A 17737-nucleotide genomic window follows, 5' to 3' on the forward strand; every position below is an offset into this window, starting at 1 on the left:
AACTAGAGGCGGTTTTAACCTATTTTCATTAGGTTAAAACCGTCTTTTTGCTTTTACAGGGGGAAAAAACATGTTGACGTATGAAACGTGGGAAGAAAATGTTGTTTCGTTTTCGGAAGAAGATGAAACAAAAGGCGCGTTATCAGTATTAAATTGGGCTTATAAAGAATATAAAGATGAGGTTGTCTACGCATGTAGCTTTGGGGTGGAAGGTATGGTATTGCTGCACATTATAAACCAAGTAAATCCATCTGCTAAAGTTGTATTTTTGGATACAAATGTTCATTTTCAAGAAACGTATGAATTAATTCAAAAAGTGCGGGAACGATTTCCTTCATTGAATATTATAGAAAAACAGCCAGAACTTACACTTGATGAACAGGCGAAGTTGCATGGTGAAAAACTGTGGGAGAGCAATCCGAATCTTTGTTGTAAGATTAGAAAAATTTTACCTTTAGAAAAATCATTAGTCGTGGAAAAAGCATGGATATCGGGCTTAAGAAGGGAACAATCAGAAACACGTAAGCATACAAAGTTTATAAATCAAGATCATCGTTTTCAATCTATTAAAGTTTGTCCACTCATTCATTGGACGTGGAAAGAAGTTTGGCGATATGTATACAAACATAGCTTGCCGTATAACCCGTTGCATGATGTTGGCTATCCAAGTATTGGGTGTGAGAAATGTACGTTACCTGTAGGGGATGGTGGCGATTCAAGAGATGGTAGATGGGCTGGAAAAGTGAAAACTGAATGTGGTCTTCATTACCAATAAGATGAATCTTGAAATAAATCTAAGAGAGGATATAGAAAAATGAGCATAGTAAACGAATTAGTAAACCGTATAGATGAGACATATGACGTATCACAAATTGAAAAAGAAATTAAATTAGACAATATTGCGTTAAGTGATTTAGAACTATTGGCGATAGGTGGATATAGCCCCCTTACTGGTTTTTTAGGGAAGGAAGATTATGATTCAGTTGTAGAAACGCTTCGTTTAGCAAATGGTAGTGTGTGGAGTATACCGATTACATTACCGGTAACAGAAAAAGTCGCAGAAAGCCTGAAGACTGGAGAGGAAGTAAAGCTTGTCAACAACGGAAAGATATACGGTGTCATTCAAATAGAAGATATTTTTGTACCAGATAAAGAAAAAGAAGCGTTACTTGTATATAAAACAACGGATGAGGCTCATCCAGGAGTGAAAAAATTATATGAACGACCAAACGTTTACGTTGGAGGAACTATTATTCTAACAAAACGCTTTGAAAATAATCAATTTCCTTCTTATCATTTAGACCCAATTGAAACGAGGGAAGCATTTAAAAAACGTGGGTGGAAAACAGTGGTCGGATTTCAAACGAGAAACCCGGTACATCGTGCCCATGAGTATATTCAAAAATCTGCTCTTGAAATTGTAGATGGTCTCTTTTTAAATCCGCTCGTCGGAGAAACGAAATCGGATGATATTCCTGCTGATGTAAGAATGGAAAGCTATGAAGTACTTCTTCAAAACTATTATCCGAAAAATCGTGTCTTTTTAAGTGTATTTCCTGCTGCCATGCGTTACGCAGGACCAAGGGAAGCGATATTTCATGCGTTAGTAAGAAAGAATTTTGGATGTACCCACTTTATAGTAGGGCGTGATCATGCTGGAGTAGGAGATTATTACGGAACGTATGAAGCGCAAGAAATCTTCACAAATTTTACGATAGAAGAGTTAGGAATTACACCACTATTCTTTGAACATAGTTTTTACTGCACGAAATGTGAAGCGATGGCTTCAACGAAAACATGTCCGCACGGAAAAGAAGATCATGTTATTTTATCGGGTACGAAAGTAAGAGAATTATTAAGAAACGGTGAGATTCCGCCAAGTACATTTAGTCGTAAAGAAGTAGTGGAAGTGCTAATTAAAGGTTTGAAAAAAGAAGTAGTAACAGAATAGGGAGAGAACGAGATGGATACGAATATTACTTGGCACACAGCTTCGGTTTCAAAAGATGAGAGAAGAGTGAAGAATGGACATCATAGTTTTGTAATTTGGTTTACTGGTTTATCAGCTTCGGGTAAATCTACAGTAGCGAATGCGGTCGCTCGTAAACTTTTTGAAAAGAATATTGGAAATTATGTGCTGGATGGGGATAACATTCGCCACGGTTTAAATAAAGACTTAGGATTTTCTGAAAGTGATCGCATGGAAAATATAAGACGTATTGGCGAAGTGGCAAAGTTATTTGTAGATCAAGGAGCAGTTGTCCTTACAGCATTTATTTCACCATTTCGAGTAGACCGCAAACAAGTAAGAGATTTATTAGAGGCAGATGAATTTATTGAAATTTTTGTGAAGTGTCCGATTGAACAGTGTGAGAAACGTGATCCGAAAGGACTTTATAAAAAGGCAAGGAAAGGTGATATTAAGGATTTCACAGGTATTGATTCGCCTTATGAAGAGCCAGAGCAAGCGGAATTAATTGTAGAAACGCACAAATATTCTATTGAAGAATGTGCAGAACAAATCGTGAAGTACTTACAAGAGCGTAGTTTTATATAGGGGGATAAACAATGAGTTATGAAAAAGTATGGGCTAACAATGAAAAATTAAATCAGACCGAGAAAAATAAATTAGAAAAAGATGGCTTAGAAATTTTCAATGATATTCCTTACTATGCGGAAAATGGTTTCAAATCTATTCCGAAAGAAGAGTGGGATGCCTTTAAATGGGCAGGCTTGTATTTACAAAGACCGAAAGAAGCTGGTTATTTTATGATGCGGGTAAATATTCCGTCGGGGATTATTACAAATGCACAGGCAGAAGTACTTGCTTCTATCGCTGAAGATTATGGACGTGATGTAATAGATATTACGACGAGACAGGCGATTCAGTTTCACTGGTTAGAAATTCAGCAAATTCCAGATATTTTTAAAAGATTAGCAAGAGTTGGGTTATCTTCAGCGGGGGCTTGTGGTGATATAACGCGGAATATTACAGGTAATCCGCTTGCTGGCATTGATGCAAATGAACTATTCGATACAACGCATATTGTAAAAGAAGTATATGATTACTTCCAACATAATGAAGAGTTTTCTAACTTGCCACGCAAATTTAAAATGTCTATTAGTTCTAATATTTATAATTCAGCAAACGCAGAAATTAACTGTGTTGCATTTACGCCTGCAACGAAAGAAATAGATGGTGAGAAAAAAGTTGGTTTTCATATAAAAGTAGGTGGAGGATTATCAGCTCGACCGTATTTAGCTGATGAATTAGATGTATTCGTTTTACCAGAAGAAGTGAAGGCGGTGGCGATTGCAATTGCTACTATATTCCGTGATTTTGGATATCGTGAAAAACGTCATTTAGCTCGGTTGAAATTTCTTGTTGCGGACTGGGGAGCAGAGAAATTTAAAGAGAAACTAATAGAGTATACAGGGCCTTTACAAAGTAAAGGGGAAAGTGCACTCAAAGGATGGAATGCAGGCTATTTTTATGGTGTTCAAGACCAAAAACAAAAGGGATTAAAATATGTAGGTTTTAATGTACCGGTAGGTCGTTTACATGCAGAAGAAATGTTTGAGATTGCAAGAATTGCAAAGCGATATGGAAATGGACAAATTCGTACATGTAACTCGCAAAACTTCATTATTCCGAACGTTCCTCCGGAAAATGTAAAAGGATTACTTAGTGAACCGCTGTTTGAAGCGATATCTGCTAGCCCGAAATCATTTATTGGTTATGCGGTTTCATGTACCGGTATTGAATATTGTAATCTTGCACTAGTAGAAACGAAAGAAAGATTAAGAAAAATTGCAGAATACTTAGATACACAAATTGCACTCGATGTTCCAGTTCGAATTCATATGGTAGGCTGCCCGAATTCATGTGGTCAACGTCAAATTGCTGACATTGGGTTACAAGGGGTGAAAATGAAAACGAAGGAAAAAGGCATTGTTGAAGCGTTTGAAATATACGTAGGTGGAACATTGTTAGATGGCGGTGCCTACAATCAAAAGTTAAAAGGAAAAATAGATGGCGAGGATCTACCTGATGTACTCGCATCATTTATAAGTTATTTCAAAGAGAACAAATTACCAGCCGAAACATTTTATGATTTTGTAGGTCGTGTTGGTATAGAGACATTACAAATAGCGTTAAATAACGTGTTAGAAGAAGTAATAGCGTCTTAGGAGGGGCAATATGGATTTATATCGATTTGAAGCGGTATTAGTGAGTAGCATTGTTCCAATTGTTGTTGTTGCTGAAAGTGAAGAACAGGCATTTAAGATGGCGGAGATGGAGCTTGAAAAACATTTTTTACCGTTACCAGAGGTAAAGGAGATTGCTTTATTTGAAAAAAAGAAGATTCGAAAAAGCGCGGCCTTTGTTATTCATGAGTAAGGAACATTGAAATATGAAGAAATGAAAACTTCCATTCATATATAAGGATGGAAGTTTCACTTTAATAGTAGAAATGAGGAGAGATGATGGGGAAGGTTTATATTGTTGGAGCGGGTCCTGGTGATCCAGATTTAATTACTGTTAAAGGATTGAAATGTATTGAGAAGGCAGATGTTATTTTATACGACCGTCTTGTGAATAAAGAGCTGCTTTCACACGCAAAGCCTGAAGCGGATTTGATTTATTGCGGGAAACTCCCGAATTATCACACGATGAAGCAAGAAACAATTAATATATTTCTTATTAAGTATGCGAAAAAAGGAAAAGTTGTAACAAGGCTTAAGGGCGGCGATCCATTTGTGTTTGGTAGAGGGGGAGAAGAAGCCGAAGCATTAGCAAAGCAAGGTGTACCATTTGAAATCGTCCCAGGTATTTCGTCTGGAATAGCCGCACCTGCTTATGCTGGTATTCCAGTGACGCACCGTGATGCAAGTGCAAGTTTTGCTATTGTGACTGGGCATAGGAAAGAAGGTGCTGAAGAAGAAGTGAAATGGGAAAGTTTAGCGAAAGGTGTAGAGACTTTAGCGGTATATATGGGGGTTAGTAATTTGCTCTACATATGTGAGCAACTTATGAAGCATGGAAAAGATAAAAGTACGCCAGCTGCTATTATTGAGCAGGGGACGACGTCTATGCAGCGCACAGTTGTTGGAACGTTAGGGACAATTGTAGATGTTGCGAAAAAAGAGCAAATTCAAAATCCGAGCATGATTGTAATTGGAGAAGTTGTCCGTTTTAGAGAAAAAATTCATTGGTTTGAGAAGCAGACAGAAAATGCTTATCAAGTAAGTGGAGTGTTGTAAAATGAAAGCCGTTTTATATATATGTCATGGAAGTCGTTTGAAGACAGCGAAAGAAGAGGCGATTCAATTTATTACATCGTGCATGAGCCGTATAGAAGCGACTATTCAAGAAGTTTGTTTTTTAGAGTTAGCGAATCCTTCTATTGAAGATGGTTTTCGTACATGTGTGAAGCGTGGGGCCACAGAGATTATTGCTATCCCTGTTTTTTTATTAGCGGCAGGTCATGTGAAGAAAGATATTCCGTTTGAATTGGTAAAGCTCAATAATCAATATCCGAATGTTAAAGTGACTTATGGTAATCCGTTTGGTGTATCAGAAACACTTGTTAAATCGGTGTATAGCGGAAGTGGCATCGAACAGGAAGATAAAAATGAAGTGACATTACTTCTCGTTGCAAGAGGGAGCAGTGATCCTGAAGTATTAAGAGATATAAACTGGATTGCTTCTTTATTTCAAACAAAAGAGAAGGTTAAAAAAGTAGAAGTTTGTTATTTAGCGGCTGCAGAGCCAAAATTTGAGGAGAAGTTAAAGGAAGTTGTAGAACGAAAAGAAAAGAATATCGTTGTACTGCCTTACTTGTTATTTACAGGTTTACTTATGAAACATATTGAGAAAGAAGTGCGCCAATATGAATGGGAAGAGATAAAAATCAGTCCATATTTAGGGAAGAATGAAGCGTTTCAAGATATGTTAATTCAGAAAACGACGGAGTTATTGAAAGGAGATCAGTATGTATCCACTTACAGTGCGAGTTAATGAGAAACGCGTTGTTGTTATTGGTGGGGGAAAAGTTGCAGGATTTAAAATTATTCCTTTACTCAAACAAGGTGCGGATATAGTTGTGATCAGTCCAGAATTAGATGCGAATTTAGTAAAACTTGTGGAAGAAAAGAAAATTCGTTGGTATCAAAGAAAATATGAAAAAAGTGATATTAAAAGTGCTTTTTTAGTTGTTGCAGCAAGTAGTGATTCGATATTAAATGAACAAGTTGCTGAAGATGCCGCCGAGAATCAATTAGTAAATGTTATTACAAATCCGGAAAGTGGTAATGTTCATTTTCCGGCAGCGATTCATCGTGGTTTGCTTAATATAGCAGTTTCTACTGGGGGAGCGAGCCCGAAGTTTGCAAAAAAAATTCGAGATGAGATTGCAAATAAATATGATGAGACATATGAATCGTATTTAGATTTTTTATATGAAGTAAGGGTGAAGTTAAAAGATTTACAGTTAGAAAAGAGGGAACGAAATATATTGCTCCAAGAAGTGTTGAAATCAGTATATGTGCAAAACGAGGGGAAAAGAGAAAGTTTTTTACGAGAATTAGAGGAAAAGGTTTTAAAATAATAAAAGATAAAGTGCGCTTTACAAATATAAAAATATAATTTATAATCACAAGTAACTTCAATAGATGAAATCGATGAGCAAGAAGAGTACGTATATTTGATGCGTTCAGAGAGCTGGGGTTAGGTGGGAGCCCGGTACGATAAAATATACAGAATGGGCTTGCGAGAGGTATGTTGAACATTGTAGTAGGCAACCCGGGTTCCGCCGTTAAAAGGATAGAGTATCGGAATTATTCCTGTACTTGAACAAGTGGGATTTATCAATCCAATTGAGGTGGTACCACGGTATTTACATTACATATATCGTCCTCTACATGCATATTTGCGTGTAGGGGACTTTTTTATTTTCTAAAGGAGGTGTGCGAGTATGAAATGAAAGTGTATAATTAACAAAAGTTTAAATATTCAGAAAAGGAGAATTTATGATGAAAGAAACACAGCAATGGACGTCGAAAATCGGCTTTGTACTCGCAGCAGCCGGAGCCGCAGTAGGTCTTGGTGCGATATGGAAATTTCCATATGTTGCAGGTAATGGCGGGGGAGGCGCATTCTTCCTTGTATTTTTACTATTAACTTTATTTATAGGTATGCCTCTTCTAATAGCGGAGTTTGTTATTGGACGTAGCACGCAAAAAGAGGCGGTTACAGCTTATAAAGTACTAGTGCCAAATAGCAAATTATATCCTTGGATTGGTCGTATGGGAGTTGTTACTTGTTTTAGTGTACTATCTTTTTATAGTGTTGTAGGTGGATGGATTTTACTTTATTTATATTATAGTGTGACAGGAAGTTTCTGGAATGGAGTAGCTGATTATGGACAATTGTTCGGTGAAACGATTTCCAATCCATTAAGTGCGATTGGAGCGCAATTTATCTTTATGCTTTGTACGATTTTTGTTGTAAGTAAAGGTGTAGAGAAAGGTATAGAAAAGGCAAGTAAGTACATGATGCCGCTATTATTTATTTTATTTATTGCGATTATTGTTCGTGCGTTAACACTCGATGGTGCTTTTGCTGGAGTAGAGTTCTTCTTAAAGCCAGATTTTTCAAAGCTTACAGCAGATACGATTTTATATGCGATGGGACAATCTTTCTTCTCGCTAACAGTAGGTGCCTCAGTAATGGTAACGTATAGTTCGTATTTAAAGAAAGAGGAACATTTAGCGAAATCAGCAACATCTATTGTAAGTTTAACTGTTTTTGTTACAGTACTTGCAGGATTAGCGATTTTCCCGGCGATTTTCGCATTAGGAGTTAAACCGACTGAAGGACCAGGATTACTGTTTATCGTCCTTCCAGCAGTATTTGCAAAAATACCATTTGGTCAATTTTTCTTTATTATGTTTTTAATTTTATTCTTCTTTGCGACTTTAACATCAGCAATTTCAATGCTTGAAATAGTAGTAGCATCTGTTGCGAAAGGTAATGAGAAGAAGCGTCCATCAGCATCATTATTAATTGGTATTCTTATTTTTGCAGTCGGTATTCCATCAGCGTTATCATTTGGGATTATGAGTGACGTGAAAATATTTGGGAAAACATTCTTTGATTTAGTCGACTTTTCAGTAAGTAACGTATTGCTACCGTTAGGGGTACTAGCTATTTCATTATTTGTACCAAATAAAATGAGTAAAGAATTGTTGATGAAAGAATTAGAAGTGACGGAAACGAAAGGGGAAACGTTATTTAACATTTGGTTCTTCTTACTTCGTTATATTATTCCGATAACTGTAATAATTGTATTTTTAAATGCGATAGGTGTATTTAAAATGTTTGCATAAAAAAAGGCGGGGAGCTCCCGTCTTTTTTATGTTGTTGAATGTAATAGATGATTATATGCTTTATAGGCTGTGGTGACTGCGAGGAATGAACCGATTAAAAATAAAACTGAGCCGCCAAATGTAAATATCCGGCTGATATATGTCGCTCTAGCTTCTTCTATTTTTTGTTGTAATTGCGTATTCATATGGATCACCTCGTAAACTAGAGGCATTTAGTTATAGTCTATGTAGAATGCCTATATTGTGTGAAGTATAAATAAAAAAACCTCGGTAGGCACCGAGGTTTTTTATAATCCGATATAAGGAGATGGGTCAACTGCGTTTGTCTTGCCGACATTCCATTCTCCAAGATGGAGTTCGAAGTGTAAATGTTGTCCGTATGATTGGCCCGTATTCCCCATAAATCCAAGCTGATCGCCTTGTTTTACAGTTTGTCCATTCGATACAGAACGGCTATTCATATGAGCATATACTGTCGTATATGTTTTTCCGTTTATACGGTGAGATAAATACACTACGTTTCCGTAACTAGATGATAATTCTGAGCGAATAACAACGCCATCTGCAGCAGCGATAATTGGAACCGTTCCCGAAGCAGCGATGTCAATTCCTTTATGGTTATCTAAAGAACGTACACCAAATCCGGAAGTTTTTGATCCGGCTGCTGGTTTGATAAAGCCACCGATATTTGTATCATGTGGTGTTGGGGCTGCTTGAGCTTTTTGAGCAGATTTAGTAGCTTGTTGCTTGCGAGCTTCTTCCGCTTTACGAGCTTCTTCGGCACGTTTTTCTTCTTCAATTGCTCTTTGAACAGCTTGACGTTGATTTTCTAAAATGCCTTTGGATTCTTCTAATCCTTCAATCTCTGAATCTACTTTTGCTACTTTCGTATGTAGATCGTTAATAAGGGTTTGTTGCTGTTGTTGGTTATTTTGTAATTCTTGCTGTTTTTGTTCTAGTTTTTGTTCAGATTCTTTCAGTTGTTGTTCTTTTTTCTCAACAGCTTCTTTTTCTGTTGTTACAGCATTTTGATCAGATGTTTGTTTTTTTACAATATCTGTATCGTTGTTTAATATTAAACTTACGGAGTACATATTATCAACAAGATCAGCAATGTTTGTAGAGTTTGTTAATACTTCTGTAATGATATTTGTACGCGGTTTTTCTTGCATAGATTGTAATCGTTGTTTAATAACTTCCTGACGTGTATCTATGTTTGTTTGTAATTGTTCTATATGTTTCTTTTTATCAGTAATTACTTGTTGCGTTTTGCTAATTTCCTTTTTTGTATCGTTTAATTCAGCCTCATTTTTATTAATAGAAGTAGTTAATTCATCGATTTTCTTCTGTAATTCTTGAATTTCTTTTTCTATTTGTTCTTTCTCGACTGATTTATTTTGTAAGTCACTTTGTTTGCCTTCTAATTCAGATTGAATATTAGATAATTTATCTTGATTCGTTTCAGCGTATACGGGTGAAAGTAACGGGGAAGCAAAAATCGTTCCTGCTGCTAAAACACTAAACGCTGCAAATTTCTTTTTCATTGTTGTCTGACTCCTTTCCCTATGAATGTTATATATCATAAGAAGAAGGGTGTCTATCGTTGTAATCATAATGTAAAGAAAAATTTATAAAATTGCTAAGTTTTGTCGGAATTTATCATTTTTCAACTGTAATTGTCATAGTGCTTACATTTTATTCATATGTGTAACAAAGGTATATTTTGGGATTTATCTGTAAAATAAAGGAGGAAAGTAATCGTTTTTATGAGATGAGATATTGCTTGGAAAGCTAATAAAACACTAGTGAGGAATCGTTCTCATGTTAGGTTTTCTGACATGGGTCTGCTTTTTGTCAAGAAAATTATTTGTGTTCGGGCAAAGTTATTTTGTTGTCAGATTTAAATTTTTGATTTATGATTTTTAACAGGGACAAAATGTAGTGAATTGTCGAATAATATGTAATACTCTTAATTTCAAGTTTTATAGAGATAGAATGAGAGATAGAGTGACACATCGAAGAGGGGGTTACAACAAATATGAAAAGAATAGGACTTGCATGGCAAATATTAATAGGACTTGCACTTGGTATTGCGGTTGGGGCGATTTTCTTTGATAATCCAGCTGTTGTGAAGTACTTACAACCAATTGGTGATATTTTTATCCGATTAATTAAAATGATCGTTGTACCGATTGTTGTAGCAAGCATTGTTGTTGGGGTTGCTGGTGTTGGCGATGTTAAAAAACTAGGTCGACTAGGCGGAAAAACAATTATTTACTTTGAAATTATTACAACAATTGCAATTATTGTTGGTCTATTAATAGCGAATATTTTCCAACCAGGAAAAGGCGTAAATATGGAGCAGTTAACAAAGACAGATATTTCGAAATATACACATACGACAGAGCAAGTACAAAGTCATTCATTTGCAGATACATTTGTAAATATTGTTCCAACGAACATTATGAAGTCATTAGCTGACGGAGATATGCTTGCTATTATCTTCTTCTCTGTACTATTTGGTTTAGGTGTAGCGGCAATTGGTGAAAGAGGAAGACCAGTTCTTCAATTTTTCCAAGGTGTAGCTGACGCAATGTTTTACGTAACAAACCAAGTTATGAAATTTGCACCATTTGGTGTGTTTGCACTAATTGGTGTTACAGTTTCTACATTTGGTCTTGCTTCATTAATTCCATTAGGGAAATTACTAATTGTCGTATATGGAGCAATGATTTTCTTCGTAGTAGTTGTCTTAGGACTTACAGCGAAAATATTTGGAATTAATATTTTCCAATTCTTTAAGATTTTAAAAGACGAGCTGATTTTAGCGTATTCTACAGCAAGCTCAGAAACAGTTTTACCAAAAATCATGGAGAAAATGGAGAAATTCGGTTGTCCGAAAGCAATTACATCTTTCGTTATTCCGACAGGTTATTCATTTAACTTAGATGGATCAACTTTATATCAAGCAATTGCGGCTATTTTCTTAGCGCAAATGTACGGTATTGATTTATCTATTACACAACAAATTACATTATTGCTTGTATTAATGGTTACATCAAAAGGTATCGCAGGTGTACCGGGCGTATCATTCGTTGTATTATTAGCGACACTTGGTACAGTAGGTATTCCACCTGAAGGCTTAGCGTTCATTGCTGGTATTGACCGTATTTTAGATATGGCTCGTACAGCAGTTAACGTTGTAGGAAACTCTTTAGCAGCTGTAGTTATGTCTAAGTGGGAAGGTCAATATGACGCTGAAAAAGGACAAGCTTATTTAAAAGAGATTTCTGAAAAGGGTCAAGCGGCTTAATTATAATATGAACAAGCTCTCACATAATATGTGGGAGCTTTTCTGTATATAGAAGAGGAGCAGACATAATGAAACGTAAATATGGTGACGGTTCTTCGTGGAAGAGGCTAATAGAGAAGGGTTATACGGTTAAGCAAGTGGAAGAGGGGATGCTCGGAATACTGGATATAAAAAAGGTGAGGAAGCCTAGTTGTAAAGAATATGATGGTGAAGAACTTTGTATTGCAGCGGATCAGTATATGTGGATTCAATATTTCATAGACGGGAAAAACTTTGCGATTACCGCTATGTTAGATGATCAGAAAAAATTAGTGCAATATTATATCGATGTGGCGAAAGAATATAAAATAGACGATCGTGGTTTACCTTATTTTGATGATTTATATTTAGATGTAGTATTATTATCTAGCGGTAAGGTGTATGTATTAGATGAAGAGGAGCTAGAGGATGCTTATAAAAGTGGCGATGTCACGAAGGAAGAGTATGAGTTAGCTTGGTACACTACGAAATGGATATTAGCTGCAATAAAAAATAGTGAATTTTATTGGATTTCAATATTAGAAGAAGAAATCGAAAAGTTAAAATGATTGTTGTATTCACATTTTTGTATAATTACCAAAAAAATCTATACAAAAAACAATTGACTTTTGTTTTGTAAGCGAGTAAAGTTAGGAAAGAAATTATTATTAAAAAATAAATATGAAACCTTCTTATAAAGAGAGGCGGAGGGACTGGCCCTACGATGCCTCGGCAGCGGACTCGATTTCAGAGTGCTGTGCCAAATCCAGCAAGCGTGTGCTTGAAAGATGAGAAGAGCGTTTCTTATAGATGTATAAGACCTCTTCTCATTGGAAGAGGTCTTTTGTTATTCATTAGAAAAAGGTTGAAACTAGGGAGAGATGGTACTTTGAAAGAAACGAGAGGAAATGGTTTAGCTTTATTACCACTTGGGATATTTTTGGCGCTATTTATTGGTTCTGGAATTATTACAGGTGATTTCTATAAATTGCCGATACTTGTAGCGATTTCAATTGCTGTAGGAGTCGCTTTAGTGATGAATCGTAAAGAAAGTTTTAATGTGAAAGTCGAGCGGTTCGCTAAAGGTGCAGGAAATCCGGATATTATGATTATGGTATTAATTTTTGTGCTTGCAGGTGCATTTTCTGAAACTGCTAAAGGAATGGGCGGAGTAGACTCAACTGTTAATTTAGCGTTAACTATTTTACCGCCAGGATTTATCATAGCTGGAATCTTTGTTATTGCTGCGTTTATTTCATTAGCGATGGGAACTTCAATGGGAACAATTGCAGCATTAGCACCGATTGCTGTAGGTATTAGTGGTCAAACTGATATCTCAATTGCGCTTGCGATGGCTACTGTTGTTGGCGGAGCGATGTTTGGTGATAATTTATCATTTATTTCAGATACAACAATCGCAGCTGTTCGTTCACAAGGAACAGAAATGAAAGATAAGTTTAAAACGAACTTTTTAATTGTATTACCAGCAGCTATTATCACAATTGTACTATTAGTAATAGTTACTTCAGGAAGTGATACGCAGGTTAAAGCGCATAGCTTTGATTGGATAAAGATTTTACCGTATGCAGGAGTACTTATTACAGCGCTACTTGGCTGGAATGTACTTATTGTATTAACTGGTGGAACTGTACTATCTGGTGTTATCGGTCTTATAGATGGAAGTTACACGTTAGAAAGTTTCTTTAAAAGTGTAACGACTGGAATGGGCGGTATGATGGAGTTAGTATTACTTGCTATATTAATTGGCGGTATGGTTGAATTAATCCAATATAATGGTGGTATTCAATATTTAATGAATGTATTAACACGTAATATTCGTTCGAAAAAAGGAGCGGAATTTGGTATTGCTGGTTTAGTGAGTATGACAAATATGTGTACAGCGAATAATACGATTTCAATTATCTTTACAGGCCCGCTTGCAAAAAATATTGCAGATCAATATGAAATAGACCCTCGTAAATCAGCGAGTGTATTAGATCTTTTCTCATGTTGTGTGCAAGGATTAATTCCGTACGGTGCCCAAATGTTAACGGCAGCAGGATTTGCAGCGTTATCTCCGGTTGAATTGTTACCATATGCATTTTATCCAATCTTAGTTGGAGTATGTGGGATTGTTTCTATTTTAATTGGGTTTCCAAGGTTTTCGAAAGTAGCTGAGAAAAAAAAGTATCATAAAACAGCTTAATTTAATATGAATGTTAGTAATTAAAAAAACGTGCAGAGAATAGACTCTGCACGTTTTTTTGCGTAAAGGGCTGAATATGACTCGGTCTTAAGTCTGAGTTAAAAACGGTTCTTAAGCTCGTTATGGAAAGATGAAAAAATAGTTAAGATAAGAGTATCAAATCGAAGGGAGGCAAGCACAAGATGAAACAATTTCTAGCGTTTATCGCAGCCGGTATTTTGGCTTTAATTGCTCTTGGTAGTCTTGCTGGTATTGTAGGGTTCGCAATCGGAGCAGGAGTTGTATATTGGAGCTATAAATCATTTGTGCGAGCTAAATCATTTTTTGGAAAGTTAGCTTGGGGTATTGTTGGTTTAATCGGTTTATCCATTGCACTTTCTCATTCGCCAGCATTAATCGGTATCGCTGCTTTAGTGGTTTTATATTACGGATACCGTGAGTGGAAAAAAGAAAAAGATGTAGTTGTTGAATCTGCTCCAGAAAGTTCTAAACCATATAGCAACTTTGAAGATGAGTGGAACAAATTAATGAAAAATTAAAACAATAAATCAAATTATAAATAAAGTAGAAGAGAGGAAGATTTATAATGAAACAATCTTTATTCGGACGTGTACGCGATGCAATTTTAGCTGATTTTCATAACGTGTTAGATGAGAAGGAAAGAAAAAATCCAATTGCGATGTTAAACCAATATTTACGTGATAGTGAGCGCGAAATAACAAAAATTGAGAAGTTAATTGAGCGTCATAAAACATTAAAATCTAACTTTGCTCGTGAGCTTGAGCAAGCGCGTTATTTCGTTAATAAAAGATCAAAGCAAGCTATCATTGCTCAAGAAGCAGGCGAATTACAATTGCATGAACGTGCTTTAGAAGAGGTAGCTTATTATGAAGGGCAAGTAACTCGATTAGAAGAAATGTATGCAGGTGTTGTAGAGCAAATTGATGAGTTAGAGCGTCGTCTTTCTGAAATGAAAAATAAGTTAAAAGAAATGCACGCAAAGCGTATGGAACTAATGGCACGTGAAAATATGGCACATGCAAATCGTCGTATGAATACTGCGATGCATAAAATGGATGAAAATAATCCGTTCTTACGATTTGAAGAAATTGAAGATCACATTCGTGACTTAGAAACTCGTATGAATGAAGAGCATGAGCGTGACACATTTGATATGAAAATTGCAAAACTTGAGCGTGAAATGAAAGAAAAGAATGATATATCGTTAACGAAAGAGTTAACAAAATAATAGTAGTATATTATAAAACAGGCTTATGATATAGTGATAGGAGAAAAGGTGTTGGAAAGCAATGCCTTTTCTTCTATGTATATGTGACAAGAAGGGGGGAGCTGAAATGAAGAAACATTTTTCAAAGACACAATTAATGGGAATGCTCCTCATCATATTTGGATTCGGTCTTTTTCTTGATATGATACTTGGACATTTTGAACCAGGTGGTCTCATTTTTGCATTTATTATGCTTATGTTTGGAAGGCATTATCGTAAAAAGAATCGTTATGTACGGGGAAATGTATTTTTATTTGTTGGTGGTATCGTATTTTTATTTTTCTTATTTTCATCAGCAGCATTTGTTCTTGTCGTATTTGCTTGTTTAGCTTTAATTGGTTATCAATTGATTCAACAAGGACATCAGCAAAAAGCAATGAAGGTTGAAATTAAAGAAAAAGGGATTATAGACGAAGAGAAGCAAATATATCGTACAGAACCATATTTGAAAAATATGTTTGTAGGCAATGTAAGAATGATGGATCATATTTATGAACTTGAGGATATTAATGTTCAATATGGTGCTTGTGATGTGGAAATAGATTTAACAACTGCTATGATTCCAGAAGGGGAAACGGTAATTGTTATTCGGGGTGTCGTTGGTAATATTCGTTTATATGTGCCGTATGATATTGAATTGTCTCTAAATCATTCTGTTATTGTCGGACGTGTGCTCTTGCCAGGTCATGAGGAGACAGGGTTTAACCGCAATGTTACATTTAGAACAGAGCAGTATAAAGAGGCTCCTCGTCGTATAAAAATTATTTCTTCGCTTGTCGTAGGCGATACGGAAGTGAGGAAAGTATAATGAAGAAACAAAAAAATATTTCGTGGATGTATATTCGTTATTCTATGTTGTCCTCAGTTAGTATCGCACTCATTTGTACAATTGTATATGTATGGAAAAGCGAGCAACAAGTATATGATTTATTATGGAAGGAATCCATCGCTTCTGTTCCAATTGGCTTGTTTATTATGACTACAAGTTTACTTATCGGAGGAATTGTAGGATATGCAATCGGTTACTATATAGAGCAGCGTATACAAGGATTAAATACGTTTCTATTTGAAGTAGAGCGAGGGAATTTTCCGAGTGATGTTTCGTTTACTGCAGATGATGAATTTCATGAAGTGGAACGAAAAGTAATCGTTCTGGCTCGCCGATTAGAGGAGCAAGCTGGACTCTTTCAAAAAGTAACGAATGAACGAGCTCATTGGAATGAAGAGATGAGACAAGAAGCAATTTCTCAAGAAAGGCATCGATTGGCGAGGGAGCTGCATGATTCTGTCAGTCAGCAGCTTTTTGCAATGTCGATGATGATGTCGGCTATTAATGAACAAGTAGCTGAATTTCCAGAAACGACGAAAAAGCAGTTGCAACTCGTTGAAAATATGGTCGTAAATGCACAATCAGAAATGAGAGCATTGCTTCTTCATTTACGCCCAGTACAGTTAGAAGGTAAAAAACTAACAGAGGGTATAGAAGAATTATTAACAGAACTGTCTAGAAAGCAACATATGAAAATTGAATGGTTAATTGAACCGATTCAATTAAAAAAAGGTGTAGAAGATCACTTATTCCGTATTGTGCAAGAGGCGCTGTCTAATACTTTACGGCATGCGAAGGCAAAGAAAACGGAAGTGCGCCTTCGAAAAATTGATCAATATGCGATTTTAAAAATCATTGATGACGGCGTTGGGTTTAAAGTAGGGGTTAATAAGGCTGGTTCATATGGTCTAAGATCGATGCAAGAGCGTGTTCATGAAATTGGTGGTACATTAAAAGTGCTTAGTTTTCCAAATAAAGGTACACAGATAGAAGTGAAAGTACCCATTATGATTGAGAGAGGGGGAGAATCATGATAAAAGTATTACTAGTGGATGATCATGAAATGGTTCGAATGGGTGTATCTGCATATTTATCAACGCAGCCAGATATTGAAGTAGTTGGAGAAGCTGAAAATGGAAGAAAAGGTTCAGAGTTAGCTTTGCAATTAAGACCGGATATTATTTTGATGGACCTTGTCATGGACGAGATGGATGGTGTCGAAGCAACACGTGCTATTATTCAAGAATGGCCAGAAGCAAAAATTGTAGTTGTAACAAGTTTTTTAGATGACGAAAAATTGTATCCTGTTATTGAGGCTGGGGCGACCAGTTACTTGTTAAAAACATCAAGAGCAAGTGATATTGCAGATGCTGTACGAGCTACTTATGATGGAGAAACAGTATTAGAGCCGAAAGTTACCGGGAAAATGATGTCCCGTATGCGTCAAAAGAAAGAGCAACCTTTGCATGAGGAGTTAACAGAAAGAGAGTCAGAAATTTTGTTATTAATTGCAGAGGGGAAAAGTAATCAAGAGATTGCAGATGAGTTGTTTATTGCGCTCAAAACAGTAAAGACACATGTGAGTAATATATTGAATAAGCTAAATGTAAGTGATCGGACACAGGCGGTTATTTATGCGTTTAGACATCAATTGACGAAATGATACAGTGAAACTTTAATCAGTGGGGAGCT

At 36.0% G+C, this 17737-nt stretch carries 19 protein-coding genes, 1 riboswitch and 1 other annotated feature; of the genes, 17 read left to right on the top strand and 2 right to left on the bottom strand.

Going from position 1 to position 17737, the window contains the following annotated elements; genetic code table 11:
- Positions 1-70: 70 nt before the first annotated feature.
- From MR143_RS00160 to MR143_RS00200, 9 genes are all read left to right on the top strand, one after another.
- Positions 71-775: a phosphoadenylyl-sulfate reductase gene (locus tag MR143_RS00160; protein ID WP_000959020.1), complete on the top strand. Its 705-nt coding sequence runs from the start codon at positions 71-73 to the stop codon at positions 773-775.
- Positions 776-814: 39 nt separating this feature from the next.
- The gene (gene sat, locus MR143_RS00165; protein ID WP_199718204.1) at positions 815-1951 is read left to right on the top strand and encodes a sulfate adenylyltransferase; all 1137 of its coding nucleotides are present in this window, start codon (positions 815-817) and stop codon (positions 1949-1951) included.
- A gap of 12 nt (positions 1952-1963) precedes the next feature.
- Positions 1964-2557: an adenylyl-sulfate kinase gene (gene cysC / locus MR143_RS00170; protein ID WP_000380505.1), complete on the top strand. Its 594-nt coding sequence runs from the start codon at positions 1964-1966 to the stop codon at positions 2555-2557.
- An 11-nt stretch (positions 2558-2568) separates the two neighbouring features.
- Entirely contained in the window at positions 2569-4191 is a 1623-nt protein-coding gene (locus MR143_RS00175) for a nitrite/sulfite reductase (RefSeq protein WP_000119627.1), read from the top strand.
- A gap of 10 nt (positions 4192-4201) precedes the next feature.
- A complete protein-coding gene (locus MR143_RS00180; protein WP_000366922.1) occupies positions 4202-4402 on the top strand; it encodes a DUF3906 family protein in 201 nt (66 codons plus the stop codon).
- 86 nt (positions 4403-4488) lie between these two features.
- Positions 4489-5265 carry a uroporphyrinogen-III C-methyltransferase gene (gene cobA, locus MR143_RS00185; RefSeq protein ID WP_000521258.1) on the top strand — a complete coding sequence of 259 codons (777 nt, stop codon included), beginning with the start codon at positions 4489-4491 and terminating at the stop codon, positions 5263-5265.
- Between the two features lies 1 nt (position 5266).
- The gene (locus tag MR143_RS00190) at positions 5267-6022 is read left to right on the top strand and encodes a sirohydrochlorin chelatase (protein ID WP_199718202.1); all 756 of its coding nucleotides are present in this window, start codon (positions 5267-5269) and stop codon (positions 6020-6022) included.
- A complete protein-coding gene (locus tag MR143_RS00195; RefSeq protein ID WP_199718200.1) occupies positions 5997-6611 on the top strand; it encodes an NAD(P)-binding protein in 615 nt (204 codons plus the stop codon). Before MR143_RS00190 ends, MR143_RS00195 begins: the two co-directional genes overlap by 26 nt.
- A gap of 64 nt (positions 6612-6675) precedes the next feature.
- Positions 6676-6924 (top strand) — a binding site (T-box leader).
- A gap of 111 nt (positions 6925-7035) precedes the next feature.
- On the top strand, positions 7036-8391 hold the full coding sequence (locus MR143_RS00200; protein WP_199718198.1) for a sodium-dependent transporter: 1356 nt from the start codon (positions 7036-7038) through the stop codon (positions 8389-8391).
- Positions 8392-8417: 26 nt separating this feature from the next.
- On the opposite strand, the gene MR143_RS00205 is transcribed toward MR143_RS00200, so the two are convergent.
- Positions 8418-8576, bottom strand: a complete 159-nt coding sequence (locus tag MR143_RS00205; protein WP_001095999.1) for a hypothetical protein — start codon at positions 8574-8576, stop codon at positions 8418-8420.
- A gap of 102 nt (positions 8577-8678) precedes the next feature.
- Positions 8679-9935, bottom strand: a complete 1257-nt coding sequence (locus tag MR143_RS00210; protein ID WP_242280588.1) for a murein hydrolase activator EnvC family protein — start codon at positions 9933-9935, stop codon at positions 8679-8681.
- A gap of 494 nt (positions 9936-10429) precedes the next feature.
- On the opposite strand from MR143_RS00210, the gene gltP reads away from it, so the two are divergent.
- The 8 genes from gltP to MR143_RS00250 all read left to right on the top strand — a co-directional run bounded on the left by gltP (position 10430) and on the right by MR143_RS00250 (position 17708).
- On the top strand, positions 10430-11704 hold the full coding sequence (gene gltP / locus MR143_RS00215; protein WP_000821126.1) for a glutamate/aspartate:proton symporter GltP: 1275 nt from the start codon (positions 10430-10432) through the stop codon (positions 11702-11704).
- 68 nt (positions 11705-11772) lie between these two features.
- Entirely contained in the window at positions 11773-12291 is a 519-nt protein-coding gene (locus MR143_RS00220; RefSeq protein ID WP_000824650.1) for a ribonuclease FAU-1 family protein, read from the top strand.
- 120 nt (positions 12292-12411) lie between these two features.
- A riboswitch (SAM riboswitch) is annotated at positions 12412-12517 on the top strand.
- Positions 12518-12611: 94 nt separating this feature from the next.
- Positions 12612-13928: a Na+/H+ antiporter NhaC family protein gene (locus tag MR143_RS00225; protein ID WP_000665488.1), complete on the top strand. Its 1317-nt coding sequence runs from the start codon at positions 12612-12614 to the stop codon at positions 13926-13928.
- Between the two features lie 182 nt (positions 13929-14110).
- Positions 14111-14467 carry a lmo0954 family membrane protein gene (locus MR143_RS00230; protein ID WP_000808640.1) on the top strand — a complete coding sequence of 119 codons (357 nt, stop codon included), beginning with the start codon at positions 14111-14113 and terminating at the stop codon, positions 14465-14467.
- A 47-nt stretch (positions 14468-14514) separates the two neighbouring features.
- Complete coding sequence (locus tag MR143_RS00235; RefSeq protein ID WP_000814126.1) at positions 14515-15177, top strand: PspA/IM30 family protein; 663 nt, start codon at positions 14515-14517, stop codon at positions 15175-15177.
- A gap of 106 nt (positions 15178-15283) precedes the next feature.
- Entirely contained in the window at positions 15284-16024 is a 741-nt protein-coding gene (liaF, locus tag MR143_RS00240; protein WP_000716094.1) for a cell wall-active antibiotics response protein LiaF, read from the top strand.
- Complete coding sequence (locus MR143_RS00245) at positions 16024-17079, top strand: sensor histidine kinase (RefSeq protein WP_000744331.1); 1056 nt, start codon at positions 16024-16026, stop codon at positions 17077-17079. The genes liaF and MR143_RS00245 overlap by 1 nt, the downstream gene beginning before the upstream one ends.
- Positions 17076-17708, top strand: a complete 633-nt coding sequence (locus MR143_RS00250; protein WP_000598709.1) for a response regulator — start codon at positions 17076-17078, stop codon at positions 17706-17708. The genes MR143_RS00245 and MR143_RS00250 overlap by 4 nt, the downstream gene beginning before the upstream one ends.
- Positions 17709-17737: the final 29 nt, after the last annotated feature.

The sequence above is a fragment of the Bacillus cereus group sp. BfR-BA-01347 genome (assembly GCF_022663835.1).
GTDB lineage: Bacteria > Bacillota > Bacilli > Bacillales > Bacillaceae_G > Bacillus_A > Bacillus_A thuringiensis_K.

What these genes read in the sequence shown, in the direction of transcription:
- MR143_RS00195 (WP_199718200.1), top strand. Translation starts at nt 5,997, where the DNA reads ATGTATCCACTTACAGTGCGAGTTAATGAGAAACGCGTTGTTGTTATT.
- MR143_RS00250 (WP_000598709.1), top strand. Translation starts at nt 17,076, where the DNA reads ATGATAAAAGTATTACTAGTGGATGATCATGAAATGGTTCGAATGGGT.
- liaF (WP_000716094.1), top strand. Translation starts at nt 15,284, where the DNA reads ATGAAGAAACATTTTTCAAAGACACAATTAATGGGAATGCTCCTCATC.
- MR143_RS00220 (WP_000824650.1), top strand. Translation starts at nt 11,773, where the DNA reads ATGAAACGTAAATATGGTGACGGTTCTTCGTGGAAGAGGCTAATAGAG.
- MR143_RS00190 (WP_199718202.1), top strand. Translation starts at nt 5,267, where the DNA reads ATGAAAGCCGTTTTATATATATGTCATGGAAGTCGTTTGAAGACAGCG.
- MR143_RS00175 (WP_000119627.1), top strand. Translation starts at nt 2,569, where the DNA reads ATGAGTTATGAAAAAGTATGGGCTAACAATGAAAAATTAAATCAGACC.
- MR143_RS00205 (WP_001095999.1), bottom strand. Translation starts at nt 8,576, where the DNA reads ATGAATACGCAATTACAACAAAAAATAGAAGAAGCTAGAGCGACATAT.
- MR143_RS00200 (WP_199718198.1), top strand. Translation starts at nt 7,036, where the DNA reads ATGAAAGAAACACAGCAATGGACGTCGAAAATCGGCTTTGTACTCGCA.
- MR143_RS00210 (WP_242280588.1), bottom strand. Translation starts at nt 9,935, where the DNA reads ATGAAAAAGAAATTTGCAGCGTTTAGTGTTTTAGCAGCAGGAACGATT.
- sat (WP_199718204.1), top strand. Translation starts at nt 815, where the DNA reads ATGAGCATAGTAAACGAATTAGTAAACCGTATAGATGAGACATATGAC.
- gltP (WP_000821126.1), top strand. Translation starts at nt 10,430, where the DNA reads ATGAAAAGAATAGGACTTGCATGGCAAATATTAATAGGACTTGCACTT.
- MR143_RS00230 (WP_000808640.1), top strand. Translation starts at nt 14,111, where the DNA reads ATGAAACAATTTCTAGCGTTTATCGCAGCCGGTATTTTGGCTTTAATT.
- cobA (WP_000521258.1), top strand. Translation starts at nt 4,489, where the DNA reads ATGGGGAAGGTTTATATTGTTGGAGCGGGTCCTGGTGATCCAGATTTA.
- MR143_RS00245 (WP_000744331.1), top strand. Translation starts at nt 16,024, where the DNA reads ATGAAGAAACAAAAAAATATTTCGTGGATGTATATTCGTTATTCTATG.
- MR143_RS00235 (WP_000814126.1), top strand. Translation starts at nt 14,515, where the DNA reads ATGAAACAATCTTTATTCGGACGTGTACGCGATGCAATTTTAGCTGAT.
- MR143_RS00160 (WP_000959020.1), top strand. Translation starts at nt 71, where the DNA reads ATGTTGACGTATGAAACGTGGGAAGAAAATGTTGTTTCGTTTTCGGAA.
- MR143_RS00180 (WP_000366922.1), top strand. Translation starts at nt 4,202, where the DNA reads ATGGATTTATATCGATTTGAAGCGGTATTAGTGAGTAGCATTGTTCCA.
- cysC (WP_000380505.1), top strand. Translation starts at nt 1,964, where the DNA reads ATGGATACGAATATTACTTGGCACACAGCTTCGGTTTCAAAAGATGAG.